We start from the raw sequence: 24,951 nt of genomic DNA on the forward strand, positions 1-24,951 counted from the left end.
CGTTGATGGAATGGTCATAGATTCTGATCGCACACCGCCACTGGGGTACATCACCCGATCGGGGTGGATTTTCCTGCTCTTAGTGAGTAATCGGTGGGTTGGGGAGCGCGGCATACCGACATCGCGGCGCCGACAAATACAGATCTTTGGGTAGTCAATCTCGCCCTTACGAGAGATGTGCCCCCGATCACAGCGGCCTAGGTTCACCGTATCGAAGCACCGAACACCAACAGGCACACCAGAAGGGATCGCCCATGACACACACCGAAGAGAACGTCAGAACCGACTTGAATACCCTGGCGTTCTGGTCACTTCCCCGCGCTGAACATCTGCGGACCTTTCGCTGGCTACGGTCGAACCGGCCAGTCAGCTGGAACGAGGCACCCGAGGCCCTGGACCCAAATTTGGACAACGCCAAAGGATTTTGGTCGGTGGTCAAACACAGCCACATTCAGGAAATCTCACGTAACCCAGAGGTCTTCAGTTCCGCCAGCGGCGTCTTCGTCGACGACTTCCCCCAGCTAGAATCCATGTTGTCGTTCATCGTGACCGACCCGCCGCGGCACACCGAACTGCGCAACATCGTGAGCGTCGCGTTCACCCCCCGCAATATCGCCAAGATCGCCGACCAAGTCGACGGCATCGTCAGCGATGTCATCGACACAGTCAGTCCGCTCGGCGAAGGTGACCTCTGCCAACTGATCACCAAAGAGGTGCCCGGGCGGGTCTTCGCCAACTTCATGGGCATCAAGGATCCCGACCAGATTCAGTACGTCATGGATGCTGCCGAACAGTTCGCCAGCTGGTCCGATCCGGAGTACGCCCACATCGGTTCACCGTTGATGGTGTTCGCCGACGCGTCGAACAAACTGGCCACGCTGGCCTTGGAACTGGCCAAGGAACGCAAAGCGCACCCGGGCGACGACCTTCTGTCGTGGGTCGCCCAAGCCCAATACGAAGGCAACAAACTCAGCACCGAAGAGGTGGGCGTGTTCTTTGCGCTGCTCGCCGGCGGCGCGAACGACACCACCCGGCACGCCATGGCCCACATCGTGACGCTGTTCCAGGACAATCCCGATCAACTCGCCTATCTGATGGATGATTTTGATGGCCGGTCCGAAGATGCCGTAAACGAAGCCCTGCGACTGCAGCCGCCTCTGATGCATTTTCGCCGGACCGCGTTGCGGGACTACGAATTGGACGGCGTTACGATCAAAGAAGGCGACAAGGTTGTCATGTGGTACATCGCGAGCAACCGCGACGAGGACATCTTCGACCGCCCGGACACGTTCGACATCAGCCGGCCCGCTAAGCACAACCCCCATCAAGCGTTCGGCGGCGGTGGACCGCACTATTGCCTCGGCCATGTGCTGGGCAGAGCAGTCCTCAAATCGCAGATGCGCCACATCTACACACGCATGGACCGCCTAGAGGCCGGTGAACCGGAACTGCTGCTATCCAACTTCATGAACGGCGTCAAGCGCCTACCGGCAACATGGACGCCCACAGGCCGCTGATCAACGATGGTACTCACTTCCCTTGCTGCACAGAGGAAGTGAGTACCATCGCAGTAGCTCAAACGCGGACAATAGGGCGCACCGTCGGCAGAGCCACCACCAGACGCTCGGCGTGCTCGGTATTGGACAGCCCACTCATCGTGAGGTCGAGGACGTCGCGTTGCCGCGCCGTCAAGCGCTCGCGCAGGCCGGTCAAGTTCATCCTGTGATGTTACGTAGCAATCAGAACTGCGCGCGGATCAGGTGCAGCGTCGAACAGTTCGATCGGAGGTTCTCCAGTCTCAGCGAGGCCGCGCCAAAGCCGGGCCAGTACGTGGCGTTGCTCCTCGGCCCGCCGGCGCATGCCCAGCAGCCCCACCATCGAGCCGAGCGCGTCCGCGAAGGCCTCGACGATCTGCACGTTGAGGTTGTGCCCCCCGACGTGCAGGAGGCCGAGGACCGTGTCGCCGCTGACGATCGCAGTGACCTGGCACCGCGCCGTGAGGAATTCCTTCTTGCGGACGGCGCCGCCGCCGATATCCGGGTCTGGGTGGGCCACCGGCGGGCGGTCTGGGAGGATCGGGAAATCAAGCACCGGGTCGGTCACCGCTAGCTACTTCGACCTGAAAAAGGGTTGATGGCCGATTGGGCTTCACGACGGTCTTGGTGCCGATGGCCCGATCGGGTGGCGGAATCCGGTTGTCACCCGGCCAGGGCGCTGATCTTGACCAGGTTGTGGGCGAAGACGCCGTGTCCGCACCAGGTTCAGGCTCCGGTGAGCGTGGTCAGTTCGGTGCGGTTCCAGCTGTAGCTGCGCTTGAGGTGGTTGATCCGGCCTTCGCATCCGGTCCGCCATTTGATCTTGGCGCGGAACGCTTTTCGGTGTTCGAACTCCCCCCGGCCGGCCCCTGGCCGGCTGGCTCTGGGCATGGCCACGCGGCGCACTCCGAGGTCGTGCAGATCGTTCTCGACGGCGGCGTATCCGTAGCCACGGTCGGCGGTCACGGCGGTGGGGGCACGCCCGATCCGGGCGGTGATGCGGGCAATGGCCGGCGCTAATTGCGGCGCGTCGGCGGGGTTCCCGAGCTGGACGCTGTGGTCGAGGATGATCCCGTCGGCGTTGTCGACGACCTGGGCTTTGTAGCCGAACTCGACCGGCTTGCCGAGCCGGCCCTTGCGGATCGGGCGGGCATCGACATCGTGAAAGCTGACGATACGGCTCGCCGAGTCCGGCATCGCTCCCGAGAGTCTGCTGCGGGTCTGGGAAATCACCTGCCCGGTACGTTGCAGCAGCGTGGACAGGTCGTTGATCGCCCGCTGCAGTCGACCGCGGCGCCGACCCGTCGCGCGCCGTAAACCCCTGCGCGCGTTACGGATCACCGCATCGGCGTCGGCCATCGCCGCATCGGCGATATCGGCGAGCTGGCCTGTGATCCGCAGCACCGCGGCCTGGCCCTCCTCGCGGGCGGCCGCACCGCGTAGCCGCAGTTTCGCCGCGATCGAACGGGCTCGCTGCCCTGCTGATCGGCTGCGATCACGGACCCGGGTGCGGGTCGCGCCGCCAGCGGCCTGAATCCGCTTGACGGTTCTGGCGATCCCACCGACGGCTTTGGCCAACAACCCCGAGTCGGTCGGATAGGCCACCGCGGCCTCGACCACCGTGGTGTCGGCGCGGACCTTGTCGGTGCGGATCAGCTTCGCGGCGGCCGCCTTGACCAACAAGGCGTCATTGAGTCCGGCCACTGCGGCCTCACCGCATCGGCTGGTCAGCTTCATCAGCGTGGTCGGATGCGGCACCCGTGTGCCGAACGGGATCCGGCAGAACCGTTGCCAGGAAATCGAATCGCCCACCTCACGGCACAGGGACTCGAAGCCCAGCCGGTAGCGGAACTTCAAGAACATCATCCGCAGATAGGTTTCCATCGGCACCGACGGCCGCCCGATCCGCGGATCGAAATACGGCGTGAACGGCGCGAAAAACACCGGATCATCAAGCAGGGTGTCCACCCGAGCCAACTCGCCGGGACACCAACAGCTCCGCAGGCAGGATCGCATCCCACAACGACAACTGGTCATTTACAGTTCTAAGCACGATGGCCTCGATCCCTTCTAGCCCAAGGGTTCGAGGCCATCATCGCGTCAAACAAACACCAAGTCAGGCACCGCCACACCCCGACTTTTTCAGGTCGAAGTAGCTAGCGCTTCCCGAGCCCGCTCGAGCTCACTGACGGCACACCGCGCGCGCTCGGTCAGGCGCTCGCGCGATCTCGCACGCTGATACACCACCGCCAGTTCGGCCGTGAACGCCTGGATGTACCGCCGGTCGTCCTCATCCACATGTCGTCCCTGACCGACCCGATCAGCGTATGACGTCGGCGTCGGGTGGGTCACGGTTCTGGGTCAGCGTGTCCACTGGGTCGATGAGTGCTTCGATGCGGGGCGCCGCGCATCCGGCGGTCAGGACCATTGCGCCGTCGAAGGCACAGGAGAACAAGACCGTGTCCTGCGGGAAGCAGTCACGGGGGGCCGATCGCCTCTCCTACGAATGAATGGTGGCCCAGGAACGTTCCTGGGCCTGTTGGATTCGATTCGCAGACGCGAACAATCTCGAGGTCGCTGTCGAAATCACTGCGCGTCACATCGCATCGCCGCGTGATCATCTTCTGCTGTAACCACATTGCGCAGACAAGCCCGTCGCTGCCGGCTTCCTAGCCGGACGGGACGTCGGCGAAACGCTGGGCCCGGCGCCGGGCCGGTGGCCAACCTGGCCCGGGAGCTATTCGACGCATCCGTTCCGGCCGGTCGGCGGCACCCGCCTACTGGTGAACTCGAATGCCGAAGTGAATCAGAAGGATTCACACATCCAATCCGATGATTGACAGCGCTTCAGCGGGGCAGGACTGCACTGCGTCCTGAACCACCTCCGTGGCGCCTTTCTCAACGTCCTCCTGCAGAACTTCAACTTTGCCGGTCGTCCCCACCCGGAAGCGATCGGGGTCGATGCCTTCGCAGATTCCCATCCCGACGCACTTTCTGCGATCCACTTCGACCTTCACCGCGGGCGCTCCTCATGATCACGATCTACTTCTTAAACATCAACTATGGAAGATCCTGGGCACGTCAACAATGGCTTAACCAGCAACATCCCCCCGCTTGGGGAGCGAGAATCATCTTGACGGGTGACGCGAGCCGCAAAACGGGTGAGTCACACTCGCTCATTACGGGAGTGATGCGGTCCGGCGAATTCGCGAAAAACGCGCCGGCTGACCACTCGGAAGGAACATGCTGTGCAGATGTCGACCACCGTGGCCAACAACAAATCCACACCTTTGTCCCGTACAAATGTTGGTGCACGGTACCGCCGGTCGCGTGGTTCTGCGACTGGTGTGGTGACCACCCGGACGGCGCCCGCAGCGTCGAGTCTGACTGTGGGCCCTCGGGCCGGCGTCCTCCGGCACCAAGTCATCCTGGCCGCATCGACAGCTATGCAGGTCACCAGGACGTTGGCCGCGCGCCGCGCTGTGACAGCGAGAGTGTGACATGCACGTCGTCGAGCAGGCGTGCGCACTGATACGGGAGGCGGCCGACGCCATCGACGCGGACCTGCCGTCGCCGTCGAGTGAGTGCGACCTTGACGGGCTGGCGTCCGCGTTGTCGCGGACGCGCAGTTCCCTGCACGCAGCGATGACCGATCCACAGCTGCGCGAGGACCCGAGGATCGCTGCGCTGATCTTGCAGTCTGAACACACCAGAGCCGACGTGCTTGACTGCATGTTGGCCGAACGCGAGGCGCGGCTGCTCGGAGCGAGGGAAGCCGTATCGCGTCTGCGTGAATCGCAGTCGACGGCGAACCTAATCCAAAGGGTTGCCGCCGATGCCCATTGCATGGGCTTTGACCGAATCCTGTTCTCTCGCATCAATAACGGGACATGGCTACCGGCGTCGGCCTACACCGAAGCAGACGAAGAGTTCGCTCATACGCTCGTCAGCGTCGGGCTTTCGCACGCCTGCAAAGTCAACGGCACACTGGAAGGCGAGATGATCCGCCGCCGCACTCCCATCGTGGTCAGAGACCCTCAGACCAATCCCCGGGTCTTCACCGAACTCGTCACGCTCACCGCGACGGTGACCTATGTTGCGGCGGTAGTCAGCGCGTGGGGCGAGCCGATCGCCCTGCTGCATGCTGACCGCAAAGACCGCTCCGCTCTCGTTGATGAGTCCGACAGGGACGCGTTAAGCGTGTTCGCCGAGGGGCTGGGGATCGCACTCGAGCGCAATCTGCTGCTGGACAAGCTCGAAGCGATGCGCCACGCGTGCAATGACTATGCACGTGGAGTGAACGCGGTCGCTGATGATTTCACCGCCGCAGCAATGGACCGGGCGGCGTTGGCCGACCGCCCTGTGGCCGAGTCCGGCAACACCTGCCCATCGCCGACCGTTGGTGCCGCAGCCGCCGACCACCTGACGCCTCGCGAATGGGATGTGCTGCGCGGTATCGCGGCCGGCAAGACCAACGCCCAGATTGCCGTCAGCCTGTTCGTTGCCGAGGGGACCGTAAAATCCCATGTCAAGAACATGTTGCGCAAGCTCGGGGCCGCGAACCGCACCGACGCGGTCGCCAGATATCACCGCATGGCAGGTGGTCCCGGGGGCATGCACACACCGGTCGCCGCCGCGGTGCCGACACCCACCACCGTGGGTTGAGCCTCACGCGGCGTTCCCCGCGGCTCAGTAGATGCTGCGCGCCCGCGGGCCCGTGAACTTCGCCGCACGACGCATTATTCGCGAAAAGGACTGCTGCGCGCCCTTATATCGTAATCACAAAGCGCAGGACGAGGAGCGTGGCGATCTCGAGGATCCAACCGTCTGCGCTGCGGCGCATCCAGGTCGGAGCATCGCGCAGTTCCATGAATTCGAACATCACCATGCGCACTTTGACGAACGCGACGACCAGTATCACCACGCCGGCGATCTGGGCGTCGGGCACTCCGACACCGTGCCCGGCGCTCCAGGAAAAGCCGGTGGCTGCCACCAGTAGCAGCGAGATCAGGGCGATTCGGGACTGTACGAAGTGGTCCATGATTGCCCCACCAGATACAGCAAGGCAAACAGGACGATCCCAAGAGATCAACGAGGTGCCAGAACGTGGCGCCCGATTCCAGGTGTCCGGCTGAGGTGGCGGTCAACATGAGCGGCGGGGGGCGCCGGCAAACCCTAGCGACCACCTGCGTCCACGTTGGAACGATCAGCACACGCCGGTCCTTGGGGGAATCACCGGGTGAGTGGCCCAAGGGGGGTGACCGATCTTATCTGTAGGCCGGTTCCTGGTGTACTGCACTGTCGTTCACGGTGATGATCCCTGACTGTAGGGTCGTGAGGGACAGTGTTATCTACTTAGTTGGGAACGACCGCCATGTCCACGGCTTTGACGCCTAAGTGTTATCGGGCCTCCGAGGACTTCCTACAGACCGGCGCTGTCCGCGAACTGGTGGCTGTTCCTCAATTTCGCCAGCTGTAGCAAAGTTCGGCGTGTTGCGACCGTGGCTGGGCCGCGACTGGCGGTGGGATTGACGTCGTGGCTGTTGCCCGCCTGTACGGATTCACCGTCTCAGTTTTCGCGAGCCGTGGAGTTCTCAACATAGACCGACGCCGTACAGGTCGCTGGGACCGCGAACAGCTCATCGGAGGGAAGCCCATCGAGGCTCATAAGTAGAGCGCTGCGCACTCAACCGGGTTAGAACCCGAATCCATCTCCCTAGCAGCAGCGTTGGAGGCATCGAAAGTGACACTGTTCTGCGGCATCGACTGGGCCCAAACCCATCACGACGTCGCTATCATCAACACCGCCGGTGATCTCATCGCCAAGAAGCGCATCCCCGACGACCCAGGGGGTTTCACGCAGCTGATCGAGATGCTCTCCGTCGCCGGCGACAACACGGACTCCCCGGTTCCGGTGGCGATCGAAACCCCACGCGGACTGCTTGTGGCCGCATTGCGGGCCACAGGACGCCCGGTCTACGCGATCAACCCGCTCGCAGTCGCGCGGTATCGGGAACGTCATTCCGTTGCGCGGTCCAAATCCGACCACGCGGACGCGATGACACTGGCCAATATCCTGCGCGTCGATGCGCACCTGCATCGCCCGTTGGCTGCCGACAGCGAATTGTGCCAAGCGATCACGGTGCTCGCCCGTGCCCATCAGGACGCGATCTGGGAGCCCCCGCGCGGCGGCCGAGGCGCTCGATGTAGGCGCGGCCTGCTACCTGGCTGGGGTCGCTGGGAGTGAAGAACGAGTACATCAGCAGGCCAACGTCGCGACTGGTTCGAGCCGGAGAATTCGAAAAACTACCCGAACTACTCCGGACAGTGATGGATTCGGTACCGATCTCAACCACCGAGAATTGGAGTTCCCGTCTAATTGACCTGTTGATGCAAATCGGCCACCGCTTTGCTGTGAGCAGCTAACCGCACCGACTGGCCAGCCCATGCTGAACGCGTGACCTGGAGCGCCTCGCCAATCTCGACAGACGCGAGGTCGGCGTGTGCCCGCATGTGAGGCCCCGCTTTAGCGGCAACGAGAACGCGGTCGATGCCGTCGGCCGCCTCATCGAAGCGACGTAGGTGCAGATTGGCGACGATCTCGAAGTTGTCGAACATGATTCGTTGGTACGCGCTGGGGTTGGTGCCGCGGGTCGCCCGAGTCAACGCCAGGGCCTGCTGGTACTGACCTGCCTTGAGAAACCGATGTATTTGGTTGATCTTGTCGATCTCTTGCGGAACAGATGGTTGGTGTTGCGTGGCGATTGCGGCGAGTTCTTCGGCGACGGAACGAGTCTCGGCCGTGCCGAAGAGGTTGATCGCCTGCGCTGCTTGGGCAGCGAACTGATAGATCACTTCGCCGCGCCGCGGAGCGTCCGTGAATTGGTCGATCTTGACGATCTCATCGATCGCACGACGCGCGAACGACAATGCCTGTTGCTCTCCGAGTCCACCCGAATGGACGTCGGCGATGGCGTCACAGGCAGCCTTTGCCCGGAAGCACTGCGGATGGATGGTCGGCTCCACCCCGGCGAATTCCTCAAGGGCCAGTTCGATCAAGGCGACGCCGCGGTCGTAGTTGCCTCGGGACGAGTGGCAGTTGGCGACTTCGTACCTGAGATACATTCTCGCGCACTCGAATACGTACACGTCGTGTTCGTCGGCCTCATCGGTAGGAACGGTAATCGTGCCGACGAAGTCGAGAATCCACTGGGCATGGGTGAGCAGCTGCTCGACAGGGAAGAAGGCGCCCGATGATCGTAGTTCGATGAGCCATCCGTAAAGGTGCCCCATGAACAGTGCAAGCAGCTGTACGACCGAACCGTCATGAGGTGCGGCGCGCAGATGGATCTCGCGAAGTATCTCGTGGACGAGCGGGTGGATGGCGATCGTGTCGCTGGCCGGATTGGTGGCACTCGGAGTATCGGAATACCGGCGTCGTCGGGCGATAGTTTGTGTTCGTAGATTGGTCAGGATGCGGTTTCGGACATGCTGATCAGCCGCCGCCGGCCTGGGCGGTGACGCGAGATTCAGTGTGGCGACCGCGCTTTCGACTGTTTGCAGAACCAAATTCACGGGTATCAGTTCCGGTGCAAAGTACGCCGAATGGTAGATGAGGAGCTGCGTCTCCTTCCGAAATTCGCCGTCACCGTCACCGTTGGCTTCGGCTCCGATCTGCTTGACGGCGAACTGGACCGCAGCGAAAGCGGTCTTGTCGAAGCCCTCGGGCACGGCGGTTTTATCGTCGAGGGCGTCGAGGCTCTCGAAGTATCGCTCCGACAGCTGCTCGACATCTTCGTCGGCATTGCGAAAATAGGACGCCGCCATGGCGATTGCGAGCGGGACGTGTTTCAGACGCTCGACGACGCCGGCGACAGCGTCGGTGTGCGTGCCGGGTTCAATGCCAGCATATGCCTCGAAGCAGACCATGGCTTCATCGTCGGTAAAGGAGCCGACCGGCAGCAGGTGCGCGGTGTGCCACCAACCCGTGCTATTTGTCGTGGTGACGATGACGAACCCGCATCCGCTGGTGGGCAGGAAAGGTTCAATGTCTTGCCGCCGACGAGCGCCGTCGAAGACCACTATGAACGGGCCGCCGATGGAAGCCAGCTCCGTACGGAATGCTGCGCCGACATCTCCAGTGCCGCCGGCATCGATTCCCATCTGTGTCAGTAGGTCTTTGACACGGGCTTCGATCAGCTCGGGCGAGCGAGAATCGATCCAGCAGACGTGCTCGTAAAAGTGCCTGTTCAGATGGCAGAAATCGGCGGCAATGGTGCTCTTTCCGAATCCCGTTGTGCCCGAAAGTATGGCGACTTGCGGGCATCGTCCTGCAGCCGAGTTGTGGAAGAGGTTGCTCAGATTCGCGAGCTCGTCGGTGCGTACCACCGCAGAGGCAAGGCGAGGGACTTCGATGAGCGGCACGCCCCAGTCAAATCGCCTGCGCGCGTGGGCAATTTGTGTGTCGGGCAGGCTCAGCAGGGAAACGATATCGCGCGCCGTCCATCGGCGGGGCGATAAGTCGGCGGCGGCCTCGAACATGGCGTCGAGCATCATTGCGGTGAGCAACGCGGCCGATTTCTCCCCGAGCTCGATTGCGTTGTCGCGCCGTATGTCGCGAACAAGGTTCAGCACCGATTGTTTGACGGCTTCGATGCTTCGCGTGTCGCGCATGATCAGCCGGGATGGGTCTGTTTGGCCAGAGGTGATCTGTTGGCCCGTAATGGAATACGTCTCGCCGTCGTCGTGTCGAGTCGGAGCCGCGCAAGCCTTGGTCAGCTTTTTCGCCAGTGGCTTGTTGGTGAGGACGACAGCCTCGCGTGGTCCGCTGCCCATCCGTTTGAATATCGCGGCAGCATCGGAGTACTTCAGCGGGTTCATCCCTGATGGCACACGAGACGACTTGACTTGCACGCGGCGGACAATCTTCTGGTCGACCTCGACCGCGAAATCAACCACATCGTCGTCGGCGACGTCAGTGCCGACGAGGTTTGAGCGAGTTGGCTCGATGATGACTGCTAGGTCGTCTAATTCGTTGCCACGTGCAACGATGAGGCGCAGGAACTCCTCAGCGGTGGCTAGATACTGCCGCCGAAATCCATAGGACGCGACCGCGCCGCCGTCGGTGCTCATTCGTTGGTGTCGTTGATGGGCAAGGGCATTTCGGTTGGTTGTGGCGTGTTCGACGTGACGGCCGCGGAATCGGCTTGCGCGCAGACCTGGCGGGCGAAAGTCCGAAAATCGGGGTCGAGGCGGCTCACGGTGACCAGGAACCCACACACGTCAGCGAAGAGTTTGGCAGCGATGGGGCTGAACGATGAGCCGAAAGCGTCTGCAACGGTGCAGTTTTCCTTGGCGAGTTGGGCTTCGGTCACCCACTCGGCGTAGCGCAGTTCCTCACCGATAAGGGTCGGTCGGCGCAGGTGTCGGGTGACCAGTTCCAGCAGCTGTCCGTACCAGGAGGGCAGGACGCCGTCATCGTCCGCGGCCGCGCCCGCAGGCGCGTAATGAGCCAGCGCAGCGGCGAGTTTACGTTTCTCTTGCAACGCCATTTGCCCGCCGAACAGGTATTGCTGTAGCGCGGTGTCGACATCGGAGACATGGACCGCCCGTACGTTGGCGCACGCGTGGGCCAACGACAGGGTGTAGAGCCAGGCACAGTCGATGAACAGCGCACGATGAGTCGGATGGGACGCGTCCAGATGTTTAGCCGCAGCGGCCAGATGAGCCACCACCTGTAGCAGATTGCGGTGTTCGTCGTACACCCAGTAGTCGAACTGGCGGTATTCGACCAGCGGTTCGAGCTTGCGGTCGACGGTAGTCAGGGCTTTGAGCACGGCCGCGACCCGCGTTTCGTCGAACAGCAGAGCCAACGGCCCGCTGTCCAGGGGCAACTCGATCGGATGAAACTCTTCGAGTCGGGTGAGATCGGTGGCCTCGAGGACAGAAATACCGAGCCGTGCCGCCAGTTGACGCGATGCCGCTGTCACACCGCCGGTGCGCACCATCCATGCATCATCGGCGGCAAAGAAATCGGACACCCCACGCACCCAGAACATCCGCTCGGTGGAGCCTCTTTGGGTGGTCTTGCAGTCGGCGATAACTGACCGCAAGGCGAACCCGGGTGACACCGCGATACCGAGCACGTCGAGGTCGGTGAACGTCTCGTAACGGGACCCGCGCCGACTGGTCGAGGGCGGGACGTACGCCCTCAATGGAACGTCGACGCGGGTGGTGAACCCCATGCGCCACAGCAGGCGTCGTGAGGCGACTTTCAGACCGAGATCGAGTTCGCTCACAACGCCGACCGTCCCATCGCCGCGTCGAGAATGCTGCGGTACTCGGTGTCGTTGAGTGTCTTCTGGTTGCGCCGACGCGCGACCGTCTGGACCGGCGCGGCATAGGTGGAGTTGAGCGAGAGCAGGCCGCGGGCCTCGTCGTCGCCCGCCCGGGCTTGTAGCGGTTCACCGAAGGTCAGGAGATCAAGAGCGAGCTGAACGGCGGCCAGATTGTCCTCGGTCGTGATCAGTTGTGGAATAACCCAATTGCCCGACGGCACGAAGTCCACGACCTGCATCCGGTAAAGCAATTGGTACTGGCGTTGATGGGATCCGTGCGCACGCAGCCGGTACCCGCGGTTGGGGTCCAGCAGCGCCGTGAGCACCGCGGCCGGCGATTTGGTGCTCGTCGCTCCGCCGAAATGCTGCCCACACCGCACACAGGCCAGAACCGCAAGCGCCTTATCGAGCACCGGCTTGCGCACGGTGAACAGGCTGGTATCGGGAAGGTAGGGCACCGCGGCGAACGGCTGGTCGGCCCCGCTGGGTGTGCGCACCGAGGGCGCGATGATGAAGCCGCGCGCGATGGCATCGGCCAGGGCCGGGTGGTTCTGCTCATCGATCGGCAATCCCTGATGCGCGCGGACGGCTTCAAGATCTTCGGCAAACCGGCCCGAGCCATGGTCCTGGAGGAGCGACGCCAACAGCTCGGGGTTCTCGAAGCCGAAGAACGGCGAGTACAGAACGGGGCCATCGATGAGATCGATGCTCTTGATCAACTCGGACGCATATCCCACGTCCAGCAGCCGTGGGATGTCCCCGCGGTCAAGGCCGAGCTCGTCCTCAAGTTCTTCGGCCGGCACCGGGCTGGTGGCAAGGCGGTCGACAACAGCGATCATCTCCTGCTCCAGCGGCCCCGGGGAGCCGGAGCGCCATGTACCACCCAGCCGGTCATACAGATCCTGGTGGAACGGCACGGTCTCGCTGAAGCTAATCACCTTGGCGCCGTTGCGTTTGACGTCGGCCACCAGGCCGGCGCGTTCGAGCGTTTCGACTACGTCGCGGAACGCGTACGGGCTGATGTCGAGCTGTTCGGCGGCGATGGTTTTGAGCGCCTCTGCATCAGCGATGACGTCCTGGCCGCGCACCAGAGACGCCAGGTTGGCGGCCATACCGATCACTCGGGTGTCAGCGAGCGGGATCAGTGTTGAGCTGTTGGGGTCGACGTTGCGGAGGCCCGCGTGGACGTCACCACAGCGAAGTCCGGCTTTGAAATCGGGCAGCGGCGCAGCAGACATGAGCTCGACGTTACCAACCCTGGAAGGGATGGACAAGGTTGTACAATCATGTCATGGCTGAGGAAGACTTCCTGCTGGTAGCCGAAGCGGCGCGGTACGTGGGTGTGTCGGCGCAAACGCTGCGCCGGTGGGACCGTGACGGCACGTTGTCAGCCGTCCGGCGACCAGGCAGCGACTACCGCTATTACCGGAGGGCCGATCTGGAGCCATTCCGGCTGCAGTATCGACGCGCCGAGGAGGCCGCGGCAGGCGGCGCGGACAGCATCGTGTTCGTAACCGCGAACGCCGACATCGAGGCCAACCCGTCGTTGAGGGACCCACAGCGCGAAGCACACCGCGCAGTCCGGGAACACTTCGCCGCCGGCACCGGGGCCGCGATCGTGCAGATTCCGGTGGGCTGCGGCAAGACCGGCATCATGGCCACGTTGCCGTTCGGAATCGCCCGCGGCCGGGTGCTCGTTATCACCCCAAACCTGACGATCCGCAAGGGCGTTGCCGATGCCGTGGACATCACCAGCCCTCAGTGCTTCTGGACCAAGTGCCGGGTGCTCTCCGACTTCACCGCCGGCCCATGGATGGCCGTGCTCGACGGGCCCAACGCCAACCTGCACGACGCCATCGAGAGCCATTTCGTCGTGTGCAACATCCAGCAGCTGGCCAGTCAGGCCGACCGCTGGCTTCCGCAGTTCCCCGAGGATTTCTTTGACATGATTCTCGTTGACGAGGGACACCACGCCGCGGCCGAAAGCTGGCAGAAGGTCTTTCGACGCTTCCCTACCGCCAAAGTCGTCAGCCTTACCGCGACCCCGTTCCGATCCGATCAGCAGCAGCTGCACGGCGAGGTCGTGTACCGCTATCCGTTTACCCGAGCGATGATCAACGGCTACATCAAGCAGATTCATTCCCGCAACGTCGCTCCGTCGGAGATCTACTTCACCTACCAGGACGACACCCGCCACCACACGCTCGATGAAGTACTCCAGCTACGTGAGGAAGCGTGGTTTCGCCGCGGTGTTGCGCTGAGCCCCGAGTGCAACCGGCACATCGTGGAAGCCAGCATCCAGCAATGTGATCGGATGCGCTCGCAGAACGGCATCCAGCACCAGATCATCGCTGCCGCATGCTCGGTCGACCACGCCCGTCAGATCGCCAGCATCTACCGCGAATGCGGATATCGGGCTGCAGAAATCCACTCAGACATGGACCCAGACGACCAAGATGCCGTGATCGAACGGCTGCGGCAAGGGCAACTCGAATGCATCGTCCAAGTCCAGATGCTCGGCGAAGGTTTCGATCATCCGCGTCTCAGCGTCGCGGCGATCTTCCGGCCGTTTCGTAGCCTCGCCCCCTACATCCAGTTCGTCGGCCGAGTCATGCGGGTGGTTCAAGACTCCGCACCAGAACACCCAGATAACCAGGGCCACATCATCTCCCACGTCGGACTCAACAACGACGCCCGCTGGTCGGAGTTCCGCGAACTCGACCTCGATGACCAGGCACTCGTCCATACGTGGGTTACCGGAGGGACCGACAACGACGGCGACGCGGGCGAGACCAATGGCGCGCGGGTTCGCCGGTTCGATGACGGCATGCTCGTCAACAACGAAATTCTCACTAGTTTCGTCGAGCACACGTACCTCGACCCCACCGACGATCGGGTGCTCGACGAACTGCTCGACCGCGACGTGGCCCCTGGAGTCAAATTAGGCAATCTGGTTGGCCGTGAGCAGCTGCGCGAACGCCTCCTCGCTCAACAAGCAGCGGCCGCAGCGCCTGCCCCGCAACCGATTCCGGTTTCACCACAGCGTCAAAGACAGTCGGCCAAAACCCGCGTCAACGAGCGCACGAGGGCCGTCGCGAATCGCGTCCTGAGCGAATTGGGCCTGAAGCACCGCGGATACCGGCTGATGGCAATCACCGGAGGACAACGCCAGCACAATGCCGCCATCGTGATTCGCCGGCTGAACACCGCGATCAACGAAGCCGTGGGAATGCCCAACGGAACCCGGGGTGACTGGTCGCGCGACCAACTACAGACCATCTTCGAACGCATCGACGAACTCGGCGACAACGTTCGTGACACGTTGAGAGATCAACTTAGCCAAGATAATTGAGCCGACACCGGTCGAGCGATCGGGAACAGGAGTCCGAGATGCCCACTAAGGCGATACTACGTCACATCCACGTGGAAAGCCCACGAACCAACCACCCGCGCAAATGTGCAGCCCACCAAAACGGGGCTAACGCCCACACTCTCTTAAGCGGCGACTGTCACCTCGTCATCACCGAAGCAGACAAGACGTACCGGTACTGTCGCGAGTCCGCCAAAGCCATCCTCGACCGGGCCCAAGCCGACCTAGACGCACTGCGCCAACAATTGGGGTTCTAAACGTTCGCGCACACCGCATCGTGCCGTGGTTGCCCAAACAGCCGCACCGCGAGAGTGCGCCTTCTTCAGCATCACGCTGACCAAGACGCGACGACAGACGGGTTCGCGGCACGGTTCGACCAGATCGACCACGATGCGTCGCTCGCCAAATGTGAAGCAGATAGCTCTAGGTGGGCCAGTCAATCCCTGCCTCCGCGAGTTCCTGATCCCATCTGATCAATTCGAATGTGCCGCACAGCATCTGTTCAATCATGTCGGGTGTCTCGTCGTCCACACTGGATTAGACGCTGGTGCTAGCCAAATCGGTTCCATCCAATTTCCGATTTCCGGTCACCAAAGCACTAGCCCTGCCCAGCCTGCGCCGACAAACGATCCTCTCTGCCCGTTTTCTGTAGACCAATGAGGTCAGCCAACGGCAGGGATAACTACGGAAACTCCGTCCGAATCGCTCGGACACTGTTCAGTCATGCACAAAGCACCACGAGCTGAAAGCGAGCCGGATAGCACGCCACGCCGTCGCGGCGGGCCAGCCGAATCTTGCCTTCTTCCAACGGAGTTCGCAGCCCTTCGAGGACGCTGACTCCGATCTCGGCGCATTCATCCAGAAAGAGAACTCCCCGGTGAGCGCGGCTGATCGCCCCCGGCCTGGCCATCCCCGAGCCTCCGCCAACCAGCGCCGAGACGCTGGAAGTGTGGTGCGGCGCAACGAAAGGTGGCCGGGTGATCAGCGGGGTCGATCCGGTTAGCAGACCCGCGACCGAATGGATCGCGGTCACCTCCAGCGCTTCATCCTCGGTGAGATCAGGAAGCAGGCTGGGAAGCCGTTGGGCCAGCATGGTTTTCCCGATCCCTGGAGGCCCGGTGAACATCAGGTGATGGGCACCGGCTGCGGCGATCTCGACGGCCCACCGGGCCTGGGTCTGCCCCACCACGTCGGCCAGATCGACCGAATCGTCATACACCGGTTCGGCTCTGGCCACCCGGTCGTCGAGTGAGGCCTTGCCGTTCAGCCACGCCTGCATCTGCCCCAACGTGCGAACACCCCACACGTCAATACCGTCGACCAAGCTGGCCTCGGCCAGATTCTCGGCCGGAACCACCACCGCCTGCCAGCCCTCACGCTTGGCCGCCAATACCGCAGGCAGCACACCCTTGACCGGGCGGACCCTACCGTCGAGTGCCAATTCGCCAAGCAACACGGTCTTTTCGAGTCGGGACCAGTGGGTCTTGAGATGCGCAGACAACACCGAGGCCGCAATAGCCAGGTCGTACATCGACCCGCCTTTGGGCAACGTTGCCGGTGACAATCCCAGCGTAAGCCGGGACATCGGCCAGCTGTTGCCGCAATTGGTGATGGCTGCGCGCACCCGGTCGCGAGATTCCTGCAACGCCGCATCAGGAAGCCCGACCAGATGTACGCCGGGCAGCCCTGAAGTGATGTCGGCCTCGATTTCCACGATGACCCCGTCGAGGCCACGAATGGCCACCGAGTAAGCCCGTCCCAGTGCCATCAGCCAATCCCTTTCAGGTGCACCAGGTCTGGTAGCCGTCCACCGAGTCGCACGCCGATCACGTCGATGCGGACTTCGGCCCAGGACCCGTCCTGCTCGGCAAGCCACAAGCTGGCAAGCCTGCGCAACCGACGGAGCTTCTCGGGCGTCACTGCCTCCTCGATGCCACCGAACTCGGCGGTCGTTCGGGTCTTCACCTCGACGAAAGCAACGATGTTGCTGGCGTTGTCGGCGGCGATGACGTCGAGTTCCCCCCAACGGCAGCGCCAGTTTCGAGCGAGTACGTTGAGCCCCAGCGAAGTCAGATGATCGACGGCGAGTTGCTCACCGAGCGCACCGATCTCGGCGCGGGTCATATGTGGCGGTGGTGTGTTCATGGCCCCACCGTGTCCGGCCGGTCCGACAGATCACGACCTTTCAGGGAGCTCATAGCGGCGAAACAGCCGACTTATCCACAGTTCACGATTGATCCCCAGGGACGGTCTTTGCCAGCACATTTCGGGGGTGGGAAAGAACGCAGTGCAGGCCACAAAGCCAGGCCGCACCCACAGACAATCAGCGACTTCACCAATCCGAGCAGCTGATCGGCATTCACTTCGAACCCGGTCGCGTTTAGCCCCCGACGCGGTAGCGGCTGGTGATGGCGATGCGGTTGAAGGCGTTCATTGTGGTGGTCAGCCAGGTAACAGCGGAGATCTGGTCTGCGGTGAGGCTGGCCGCGGCGGTGTTGTAGTCCTCGTCGCTGACATGCCCATCCGAGATCTGGGTGATGGCCTCGGCCAGGCCGAGTGCGGCGCGGTCAGTGTCAGAGAAGTAGCCGGTCTCTTCCCATCCGGGCAGCACCGCGATCCGGTCGGGATTCTCACCGAGCTTGAGGGCGTCACGGGTGTGCATCCGCAGGCAGAACGCGCAGCCATTGATCTGAGAGGTACGAATCTTGATCAGTTCGATCAACTTCGGGTCCAAACCTGCTGCGGCGGCACTACTTTCCACTTCGGCCGACAATGCGATGAGTGCTTTGTAGGCGGCCGGGTGCTGCTTGTTGACACTGACGCGCGATGTGGTCGTCATGATTCCTTCACTTCGGTAGTGCGGACACGATCCATTTCAAGCGCGCAGTTGCGCGGACCTGAGTGAATGGTCAGCGGTGGAGATCATCGACTTTGAGGCTAGCTCCGGTACTGGAAATAACCACAGCGTCACAGCACGCTCGCTGACGCAGATTTGCCCGTCGTCTCACGAGGTGGGCGATGACGCGGCAGGCACCTCTACCGGCGGCGGACCCGACGCCGGGGTCGGAGTCGGCGACGGTGTCGCCGGAGCGGGCGTACCGCTGGCGGCCTCCAGCACCGGCGCCGGCTGCCCCGGAACCGCGGGCGCGCTGGTCGGCTGGGACGACTCTGCGCTGGGAGGCGTTTTCGGTGCCACGCCGCCTGGATCCTCCAATACCGGAGCCTCCATACCCGCCCCGATGTTCATCCCGGGGTTGATCGTCGGCAGCGACGGGTTGGGGCTCGAACCCGCCCCGATCCGATACCGCGAGCTGCTCGCGGTCAGGGCATTGGCCTTGTTGGGGCTCAGCCCTGGCGTACTGCCGGGCATGGCACTGGCCGCGGCCGACGGGTCATTGGTCGCCGCCGCCCGGATTCCGCGTGCATCGAAGCCTGCTGGCGGACCCACCGGGATGATGTTGGGGTTGAAGGAATAGCTACCCATGGTGCCGCTGACCGGCTCCGGCGGAAACGGGAACCAGGGCAGGACGGGGGGTACGGCGGGCTGCGCCTCGACGACGCCTGGCGCGAAGACCAACCCCGCCAGCCCGAGGATCGCCCCCAGCACCTTCGGCATTACTGTCCTGCACGACACGATCATTCGCCTCTCTTGACGCGAGCATGCCTCGGCTTCAGCTGATTATCTACTGACCGGTTGCGGATGTTTCGGTGACCCACGTCCATGCAGACGACTCACCAAGCGAGGTGCCGTGGCCAGCATCGATGGCGGGCCCACCCACGTCAATCCGATCACGGCATTTCTACGCTTTCTTTACGCCAACAAACAGTCAAATCGGGGAAACTTGCACAGATAGAAGGCGCTGTTGCTCGGCGCGGTGAAAGCTCCGGGCGCTGATGTTTTCAGGCCCCGGGCTGTGCGACCGCGCTGTTGAGTTGAGCCAAGCTGTAAATCCCCACCGGGATACCCAGGGCAGCTCCACCGACAACAGCACCCACGGCACTCGCCGGTGCGGCACCGATGAGGCAGCCACCGACCGCACCCACACCGAGGCCGACGATCCCGCCCAGCGTGGCGCCCACCCCGACCGCGAACTCGAATCGGGTTGCGGCGATGGACAGCTCGGTCTGAAAGTCAGACCGCGAGCCACCGGAGACGGCCGGCTCCGCGGTGTAGGTGGTCGGGTTGAGCAATTCGATGGGCAGCGTCAACACGTTGGTCATGACGGAACTCCTTTGCGGCACGGAAGATTCCGGCCGCAGCGCGATCACTCAGCGGTGCACGTGTAGGCCGGATATGGACTGACGAGGACTCGGATATGGACTGCTGTCACTTCCCATTTCGTCCTCACCTCCCTCCAGGCCAGAGCGCCATACACGCCACAACACGGTCATTGCCGCACCTGAGAAGAGAGCACACACCCAATCGGCTTACACCGTTTCGGTGCCCGCACCCCCTCGTCAAAGCTTTGGCACTGCACGGCGTATCAGACTCGCTGAAGCCACTTGGGCTCAACCCTTAAGCCGGGAAGAGCTGTCCTGACCCGGGGCGTCTCTCGACGTTCGGGGTCAGTGGCCTGTATCCATGCAGCCGCCTCACCTATCGAGGTGCTCGCGTTCAAGAGGATGACATCGCACCCTGGATTGGGTCAAGCCGTCCCTGCGAATTTTGATGCGGTGTTTCCCCCGCCGGTCGATCGCTGAACCCTCATGTTCTGGTCGCACACCAACGCACCTAGCGGCCCTCGATTTTCGGCGTTGACGACCCATTACTGCCGAAGTGCGCTCAATTGCTGCCAACAGGCCGTAGCTGGAAATGAATGCATTCTCCGTCGAGTTGAACCCGGCATCGGAGCCACCAACGCAAGGAGCGGGAAATGAAGAAGTTCGGATTCGCAGCGATAGTGGCAAGCGGAGTGGTCGCGTCGGTTCTGGGTCTGGCCGCCCCCGCGTCTGCGGATGTTGCCCACCATGACTGGGTCAGCAACATTGAGCCGCATGTCTCGGCACCGCATGTCGACACCACCGTCCACCAGAGCCGCTGACCAAGAGCAGGAGTCGGGGCGCCCACACCGGGTGCCCCGACTTTTTTGTTGCGCGCCTCAGAACAGAGCTGGCACCAACGCATCGATCAGATATGGGCCGGGGGTGCTGTAGCCGACCCGCAGCAGCTCAGCCAGCTCGGAGACCGTCGTGGCCCGTGTCGCCGGAACTCCCATGGAAGTCGCAAGCTGCACAAAATCCACCGTCGGGCCGGATAGATCAAGCATCGCCGCAGCTTTCGGCCCCCCACCGTCGGCACCGACCCGCTGCAGCTCGAGGCGCAGGATCGCGTAGGCGGCATTGTTCAGGATCACCGTCACCACGTTGAGCTGCTCGTGCGCCATGGTCCACAGCGCCGAAATCGTATACATGGCGCTGCCATCGGCCTGCAGGCACAACACCGGTCGGTCTGGGCAGGCCACCGCCGCTCCGACCGCGTTGGGTAACCCGAAGCCGATCGCTCCGCCGGTCAGGGTCAGCACATCGTGCGGCGGCGCACCTGCTGTCGCCTGCGGCAACATCATTCCGCTCGTGTTGGATTCATCGACGATGACGGTGTTCTCGGGCAAGGTGGCACCGACCGCATCGGTCCAGTTTATGGCGGTCAATTCAGTTGCAGCCGTGGGTAATTCATGCTGCCCCAGCTCCTGTACCACCGGCCCGGTGTCCGGCGCCAGCGTATCGGCAAGATGTTCCAGCCCCACCACCACGTCACCGCTGACCACATTCACCTGGCAACCTGCCGGGACCAGGTCACTGGCCTTACCCGGGTACGCGAAAAACGAAACCGGGGACCGGGCACCGACGAGTACCATATTCTTCGCGCCCGCCAACTGGGCTCCGGCGGCCTCTGCCAGATAGCCGAGCCGGTCGAAGTTCGGCCGGCCCGCACCACGCTCAACCCGGGTCGGAAACGTCTCGATCAGCACTTTGGCCCCGGTCGCCGCGGCAATACGACTGGCAGCACGCAGCCCTCGCTCCCGGCACGCCGCGCCACCCAGCAACACGACAGTGTCCGCGCCGAACACCTCAGCTGTTGCTTCGTGCAGAACGTGATCGGTCGGAACCACACCTTCCCGATAGTCGAAATCATTGTCCGTCGGTGCGCCACAGGCGGATTGCGCCGGCTGCGCACCATCGGTCCAGGAAATGTCCGCCGGCAGGATCAGGGTCGCCACCTGCCCTGCCTTCGCTGCATCAACGGCAGCCTGAGCATCGGCTGCCACCGAATCCGTACTGCTACAACGCCGTACCCAACCGGACACAGTGCCGGCGGCCGATTCGATATCCGATTCCAGTGGCGCATCGTACTTTTGGTGTCCGAGTGCATGGTCACCGACAACGTTCACGACCGGGCTGTGCGCGCGACGAGCGTTGTGCAGGTTGGCCATCCCATTGGCCAGCCCCGGACCCAGGTGCAGCAGCGTGGCGGCGGGTTTTTCGGCCATCCGGGCATAGCCGTCTGCGGCTCCGGTGACGACGCCCTCGAAAAGGCAGAGCACACCGCGCATTTCGGGCACCGCGTCCAGCGCGGCGACAAAATGCATTTCGCTGGTGCCGGGATTGCCGAAACAGACGTCGACACCCGCGTCCACCAGAGTGCGGATCAGTACCTGAGCGCCATTCATCCTGCCTCCATAAGCAATCCGGTCCACCAAAAGCAATTGCGAAACTACCTACTCGCGGTCCGCGACCATGCCCTCCTGCACCAGAGTCGCCGCGACCGTGCCATCCGCGCCGATCAATCTGGCAGTGATCACACCACGGCCACGCCCCGCTGCCGGGGATCGTGACTCCAGCAGGTTCCATTGATCGGCACGGATCGGGTGGTGAAACCACATGGCGAAATCAGTGGTCCCGCTGCGGTGACTTCGCGACTGCATCGAGTGCCCGTGCGTCTGCAACGCCGGGTCGATGCCGTACAGATCGGTGATGTAAGCGGCAATCAGCATGTGCGGCAACTGTTCCGGGGGCAGCGGCACCGTCACCCGCCACCACATGCGCCGCACGAACTCTCCCCACATGCGGTCGTCCTCGATGCGGATGTCCAGCTCGTCCAGCGGCAGGGCCGGCGCCGGACCGGGCGGACCGGTCAACGGCAGCAACTCGGGATCGCCTGGCAATGAAGACAATTGGCCGTGTGACGGCCCAGCCAATTCAGCGGAGAACAACACCGATGCCACCGTCAGCATCCGGCCCGCTTGAAATGACTCGACCCGCCGCGACGCCGCGGTGCGCCCGTCGTACACCCGGTTGACGGCGTAGTCGACAGCTTCACCCGCTTCTCCGCCACGCAGATACTGCAGGTGCATCGACGTAGGACGCTTGTCCGGCTCCACGGTGTGGCAGGCCGCGGCCAGGCTCTGTGCCATCAGCAGACCACCGAACGCCCGCTTGCCCGGTGGCCCGCTGGCTGCACCGACCCAGATGTCGGCAGCCTCCCCGGCAACAACATCGAGCAGACCGGGCAGCACGCTCATGCCACGGTGCCCGATTCGGTCAGTTTCGAGATTTCATCGGGTGACAGTCCCAGCCGCTCACCGAGCACCGCTGCAGTGTCGTCACCCAGGGCCGGTGACGGTTGCGCCGCCGGGTACGCACCGTCGATCTGTAACGGCAGGCCGGGCGCCAGGTACGTGCCGATCCGCGGCTGATCCAGCTCGGTGAACAGCGGATTGTCTGTCACCTTCGGACTGGCGGCTGCCTCGGCGAAATTGCGGTACCGCTCCCACAGGATCGACGTGCTGCCCAAGGCCGCGCTGATCTCCTCTGCTGTGTGCGCGGAGAACCACACGGTGAACAATCCGGTGAGGGCGTCGCGGTGGTGGTACCGCTGCCCTTCGTCGGTGAAGTCGACCCCCAGCGATTCCGACAGTGCGGCAACCGCATTCGACGTTCCCGTGACTTCGGTGAGGTCCCGGAAGTGTCTGCCGGTCAGGGCCACGATCATGAATGCTGCACCGTCCGCGCTGATGAACTGCTGACCGTACTGCCCGTACAGGGAGTTGCCGATGCGTTCCCGGCACACCCCGTTGACCATCACCTCGGTCAGGAAACTCAAGTTGCCCGCGGTGGCCAGTGCGACGTTCTCCAGCGGCACGCTGACCCGCTGCCCGTGCCCGGTGGCGTCACGATGCCGTAGCGCCGCGGTTACCGCAAGCGCCACATAGATTCCGCACGCGACGTCCCAGGCAGGCAGCACGTGGTTGACCGGAGTCTGAAGATCAGCCGGCCCCGTGACCAGCGGGAAACCGAGCCCTGCGTTGACCGTGTAGTCCACCCCGGTACCCCCGTCGGCCCGACCGGAGACCTCGACGTGGATCAGGTCTGGGCGCTGCGCAACCAAGGCGTCATAGGAATGCCACTGTCGTCCAGCCACATTGGTGATCAGCACCCCGGCGTCTACCACCAATTTCGTGACCAGCTGCTGCCCCTCGAGTGAGCGCATGTCCACTGCCACCGAACGCTTGCCCTTGTTCAGCCCGGCCCAGTAGATGCTCTCGCCGGCGTCTGTCACCGGCCACCGGTGATAGTCCGCGGCGCCGCCGACCGGATCGACGCGAATGACCTCCGCACCGAGCTGCGCCAGCGTCATACCTGCCAACGGAACCGCAACGAAACTGGATATCTCGACGATGCGCACGCCCTCCAAAGGACGTGCAGAATCCAACACAGTCACCCACCCACCCTATGGCGGCCGATAACGGATCAAATGGCACCCCCAATTGCCGCACGTTCCGCCCGATGGGAGGTGCCCGCGTACTTGCTACCGGTAACCCGTACGTTGAATCTCATGAGCGAACTCAAGGAAGTCCAGACCGAGCGCGGAACGCTGCGCTACTACGACGAAGGTAGTGGTCCGACACTGCTGTTCCTGCACGGTTCTGGCCCGGGCGTCACCGGCTGGCGGAACTTCCGCGGCATCCTGCCGACGTTCGCGGAGCACTTCCGCTGTCTGATCCTGGAGTTCCCCGGCTTCGGCGTCAGCGACGACTTCGGCGGACACCCGATGATCGACGCGCAGACCGCGGTGGTCCCGTTTCTGGATGGGCTGGGCATCGAGAAGGTCGACGTGGTCGGCAACTCGATGGGCGGCGCTGTAGGTATCAACTTCGCCATCAACAAGCCCGACCGGATCGGCAAGCTGGTCACCATCGGGGGCATCGGCACCAACATCTTCAGCACCGGGCCGTCGGAGGGCATTCGCCTGCTGCAGGAGTTCACCGAGGATCCGACCCGCCAGCGGCTGATCGACTGGCTCAACTCGATGGTCTACAACCAGGACATCGTCACCGAGCAGCTGATCGAAGAGCGGATGCAGCTTGCCAGCGATCCGGAGACACTGGCATCGGCCCGCCGGATGTACGGCAAGGCTTCGTTCAACATGATGATGAAGTTCATGCGGTCGGATGACGCTCCGCCCCAGCCGTGGGCGCAGATGCACAAGGTGAAGGCCCCGACGCTGCTGACCTGGGGCCGCGACGACCGGGTGAGCCCGCTGGACATGGCGCTGATCCCCATGCGCACCATCCCCCATGCAGAACTGCATGTGTTCCCGAACTGCGGGCACTGGGCGATGATCGAGGCCAAGGAGGCCTTCGAGAGCACGGTGCTGGGCTTTCTGCAGCGCTGAGACCCGCATAGAAGATGGCGAGGAATCCGCGGATTC

The 24,951-nt window shown here is 63.1% G+C and carries 19 protein-coding genes, 3 pseudogenes and 1 riboswitch; of the genes and pseudogenes, 6 read left to right on the top strand and 16 right to left on the bottom strand.

Annotation, left to right across the window (positions count from 1 at the left end; genetic code table 11):
* Positions 1–254 precede the first annotated feature (254 nt).
* Complete coding sequence (locus M2432_RS13390; RefSeq protein WP_280827293.1) at positions 255–1,517, top strand: cytochrome P450; 1,263 nt, start codon at positions 255–257, stop codon at positions 1,515–1,517.
* Between the two features lie 58 nt (positions 1,518–1,575).
* On the opposite strand, the gene M2432_RS13395 is transcribed toward M2432_RS13390, so the two are convergent.
* The 4 genes and pseudogenes from M2432_RS13395 to M2432_RS13410 form a co-directional block, all read right to left on the bottom strand.
* Positions 1,576–1,719 carry a LuxR C-terminal-related transcriptional regulator gene (locus M2432_RS13395; RefSeq protein ID WP_280827294.1) on the bottom strand — a complete coding sequence of 48 codons (144 nt, stop codon included), beginning with the start codon at positions 1,717–1,719 and terminating at the stop codon, positions 1,576–1,578.
* Between the two features lie 9 nt (positions 1,720–1,728).
* On the bottom strand, positions 1,729–2,103 hold the full coding sequence (locus tag M2432_RS13400; RefSeq protein ID WP_280827295.1) for a hypothetical protein: 375 nt from the start codon (positions 2,101–2,103) through the stop codon (positions 1,729–1,731).
* A gap of 95 nt (positions 2,104–2,198) precedes the next feature.
* Positions 2,199–3,558, bottom strand: a pseudogene (locus tag M2432_RS13405) (ISNCY family transposase).
* Positions 3,559–4,351: 793 nt separating this feature from the next.
* Positions 4,352–4,552 carry a ferredoxin gene (locus M2432_RS13410; RefSeq protein ID WP_280827296.1) on the bottom strand — a complete coding sequence of 67 codons (201 nt, stop codon included), beginning with the start codon at positions 4,550–4,552 and terminating at the stop codon, positions 4,352–4,354.
* Between the two features lie 484 nt (positions 4,553–5,036).
* Between M2432_RS13410 and M2432_RS13415 the strand changes: the two genes are divergently transcribed.
* Positions 5,037–6,200, top strand: a complete 1,164-nt coding sequence (locus M2432_RS13415; protein ID WP_280827297.1) for a LuxR C-terminal-related transcriptional regulator — start codon at positions 5,037–5,039, stop codon at positions 6,198–6,200.
* Between the two features lie 103 nt (positions 6,201–6,303).
* On the opposite strand, the gene M2432_RS13420 is transcribed toward M2432_RS13415, so the two are convergent.
* Positions 6,304–6,576, bottom strand: a complete 273-nt coding sequence (locus M2432_RS13420; RefSeq protein ID WP_280827298.1) for a cytochrome C oxidase subunit IV family protein — start codon at positions 6,574–6,576, stop codon at positions 6,304–6,306.
* 702 nt (positions 6,577–7,278) lie between these two features.
* On the opposite strand from M2432_RS13420, the pseudogene M2432_RS13425 reads away from it, so the two are divergent.
* Positions 7,279–7,710, top strand: a pseudogene (locus tag M2432_RS13425) (IS110 family transposase); the annotation flags it as partial.
* 200 nt (positions 7,711–7,910) lie between these two features.
* On the opposite strand, the gene M2432_RS13430 reads toward M2432_RS13425, so the two are convergent.
* From M2432_RS13430 to M2432_RS13440, 3 genes are all read right to left on the bottom strand, one after another.
* Positions 7,911–10,208, bottom strand: a complete 2,298-nt coding sequence (locus M2432_RS13430) for an ATP-binding protein (protein WP_280827299.1) — start codon at positions 10,206–10,208, stop codon at positions 7,911–7,913.
* 455 nt (positions 10,209–10,663) lie between these two features.
* A complete protein-coding gene (locus tag M2432_RS13435) occupies positions 10,664–11,833 on the bottom strand; it encodes a hypothetical protein (protein WP_280827300.1) in 1,170 nt (389 codons plus the stop codon).
* Entirely contained in the window at positions 11,830–13,110 is a 1,281-nt protein-coding gene (locus tag M2432_RS13440; protein ID WP_280827301.1) for a hypothetical protein, read from the bottom strand. Before M2432_RS13440 ends, M2432_RS13435 begins: the two co-directional genes overlap by 4 nt.
* A 53-nt stretch (positions 13,111–13,163) precedes the next feature.
* Between M2432_RS13440 and M2432_RS13445 the strand changes: the two genes are divergently transcribed.
* Positions 13,164–15,224: a DEAD/DEAH box helicase family protein gene (locus tag M2432_RS13445; protein WP_280827302.1), complete on the top strand. Its 2,061-nt coding sequence runs from the start codon at positions 13,164–13,166 to the stop codon at positions 15,222–15,224.
* 751 nt (positions 15,225–15,975) lie between these two features.
* Here the strand turns inward: M2432_RS13445 and M2432_RS13450 are convergent.
* The 5 genes and pseudogenes from M2432_RS13450 to M2432_RS13470 form a co-directional block, all read right to left on the bottom strand.
* A pseudogene (locus M2432_RS13450) lies at positions 15,976–17,010 on the bottom strand (YifB family Mg chelatase-like AAA ATPase); the annotation flags it as partial.
* Positions 17,010–17,366 (bottom strand): YraN family protein, encoded by a 357-nt coding sequence (locus M2432_RS13455; RefSeq protein WP_280827353.1) that lies wholly within the window; start codon positions 17,364–17,366, stop codon positions 17,010–17,012. The pseudogene M2432_RS13450 and the gene M2432_RS13455, both read right to left, overlap by 1 nt.
* Positions 17,367–17,622: 256 nt before the next feature.
* Positions 17,623–18,081: a carboxymuconolactone decarboxylase family protein gene (locus M2432_RS13460; protein ID WP_280827303.1), complete on the bottom strand. Its 459-nt coding sequence runs from the start codon at positions 18,079–18,081 to the stop codon at positions 17,623–17,625.
* A gap of 165 nt (positions 18,082–18,246) precedes the next feature.
* The gene (locus M2432_RS13465; RefSeq protein WP_280827304.1) at positions 18,247–18,858 is read right to left on the bottom strand and encodes a hypothetical protein; all 612 of its coding nucleotides are present in this window, start codon (positions 18,856–18,858) and stop codon (positions 18,247–18,249) included.
* Positions 18,859–19,142: 284 nt separating this feature from the next.
* On the bottom strand, positions 19,143–19,463 hold the full coding sequence (locus M2432_RS13470) for a hypothetical protein (protein WP_280827305.1): 321 nt from the start codon (positions 19,461–19,463) through the stop codon (positions 19,143–19,145).
* Positions 19,464–19,686: 223 nt separating this feature from the next.
* Positions 19,687–19,854, bottom strand: a riboswitch (M-box (ykoK) riboswitch).
* Positions 19,855–20,116: 262 nt separating this feature from the next.
* Between M2432_RS13470 and M2432_RS13475 the strand changes: the two genes are divergently transcribed.
* On the top strand, positions 20,117–20,284 hold the full coding sequence (locus M2432_RS13475; RefSeq protein ID WP_280827306.1) for a hypothetical protein: 168 nt from the start codon (positions 20,117–20,119) through the stop codon (positions 20,282–20,284).
* Positions 20,285–20,341: 57 nt separating this feature from the next.
* On the opposite strand, the gene M2432_RS13480 is transcribed toward M2432_RS13475, so the two are convergent.
* From M2432_RS13480 to M2432_RS13490, 3 genes are read right to left on the bottom strand one after another with little or no spacing between them, the layout of a single operon-like run.
* The gene (locus M2432_RS13480; RefSeq protein WP_280827307.1) at positions 20,342–21,910 is read right to left on the bottom strand and encodes an acetolactate synthase large subunit; all 1,569 of its coding nucleotides are present in this window, start codon (positions 21,908–21,910) and stop codon (positions 20,342–20,344) included.
* Between the two features lie 48 nt (positions 21,911–21,958).
* Entirely contained in the window at positions 21,959–22,762 is an 804-nt protein-coding gene (locus tag M2432_RS13485) for an acyl-CoA thioesterase domain-containing protein (protein WP_280827308.1), read from the bottom strand.
* Positions 22,759–23,961: a CoA transferase gene (locus M2432_RS13490; RefSeq protein ID WP_280827309.1), complete on the bottom strand. Its 1,203-nt coding sequence runs from the start codon at positions 23,959–23,961 to the stop codon at positions 22,759–22,761. The genes M2432_RS13485 and M2432_RS13490 overlap by 4 nt, the downstream gene beginning before the upstream one ends.
* Positions 23,962–24,075: 114 nt before the next feature.
* On the opposite strand from M2432_RS13490, the gene M2432_RS13495 reads away from it, so the two are divergent.
* Positions 24,076–24,915 (top strand): alpha/beta fold hydrolase, encoded by an 840-nt coding sequence (locus M2432_RS13495; protein WP_280827310.1) that lies wholly within the window; start codon positions 24,076–24,078, stop codon positions 24,913–24,915.
* Positions 24,916–24,951: the final 36 nt, after the last annotated feature.

The sequence above is a fragment of the Mycobacterium sp. OTB74 genome (assembly GCF_029892685.1).
Classification (GTDB): domain Bacteria; phylum Actinomycetota; class Actinomycetes; order Mycobacteriales; family Mycobacteriaceae; genus Mycobacterium.

Excerpts from the sequence above, each read along its gene's own strand:
- M2432_RS13495 (WP_280827310.1), top strand. The coding sequence starts at position 24,076 with ATGAGCGAACTCAAGGAAGTCCAGACCGAGCGCGGAACGCTGCGCTAC.
- M2432_RS13395 (WP_280827294.1), bottom strand. The coding sequence starts at position 1,719 with ATGAACTTGACCGGCCTGCGCGAGCGCTTGACGGCGCGGCAACGCGAC.
- M2432_RS13415 (WP_280827297.1), top strand. The coding sequence starts at position 5,037 with ATGCACGTCGTCGAGCAGGCGTGCGCACTGATACGGGAGGCGGCCGAC.
- M2432_RS13430 (WP_280827299.1), bottom strand. The coding sequence starts at position 10,208 with ATGCGCGACACGCGAAGCATCGAAGCCGTCAAACAATCGGTGCTGAAC.
- M2432_RS13475 (WP_280827306.1), top strand. The coding sequence starts at position 20,117 with ATGAAGAAGTTCGGATTCGCAGCGATAGTGGCAAGCGGAGTGGTCGCG.
- M2432_RS13420 (WP_280827298.1), bottom strand. The coding sequence starts at position 6,576 with ATGGACCACTTCGTACAGTCCCGAATCGCCCTGATCTCGCTGCTACTG.
- M2432_RS13390 (WP_280827293.1), top strand. The coding sequence starts at position 255 with ATGACACACACCGAAGAGAACGTCAGAACCGACTTGAATACCCTGGCG.
- M2432_RS13460 (WP_280827303.1), bottom strand. The coding sequence starts at position 18,081 with ATGACGACCACATCGCGCGTCAGTGTCAACAAGCAGCACCCGGCCGCC.
- M2432_RS13455 (WP_280827353.1), bottom strand. The coding sequence starts at position 17,366 with ATGACCCGCGCCGAGATCGGTGCGCTCGGTGAGCAACTCGCCGTCGAT.
- M2432_RS13485 (WP_280827308.1), bottom strand. The coding sequence starts at position 22,762 with ATGAGCGTGCTGCCCGGTCTGCTCGATGTTGTTGCCGGGGAGGCTGCC.
- M2432_RS13445 (WP_280827302.1), top strand. The coding sequence starts at position 13,164 with ATGGCTGAGGAAGACTTCCTGCTGGTAGCCGAAGCGGCGCGGTACGTG.
- M2432_RS13470 (WP_280827305.1), bottom strand. The coding sequence starts at position 19,463 with ATGACCAACGTGTTGACGCTGCCCATCGAATTGCTCAACCCGACCACC.
- M2432_RS13480 (WP_280827307.1), bottom strand. The coding sequence starts at position 21,910 with ATGAATGGCGCTCAGGTACTGATCCGCACTCTGGTGGACGCGGGTGTC.
- M2432_RS13440 (WP_280827301.1), bottom strand. The coding sequence starts at position 13,110 with ATGTCTGCTGCGCCGCTGCCCGATTTCAAAGCCGGACTTCGCTGTGGT.
- M2432_RS13465 (WP_280827304.1), bottom strand. The coding sequence starts at position 18,858 with ATGCCGAAGGTGCTGGGGGCGATCCTCGGGCTGGCGGGGTTGGTCTTC.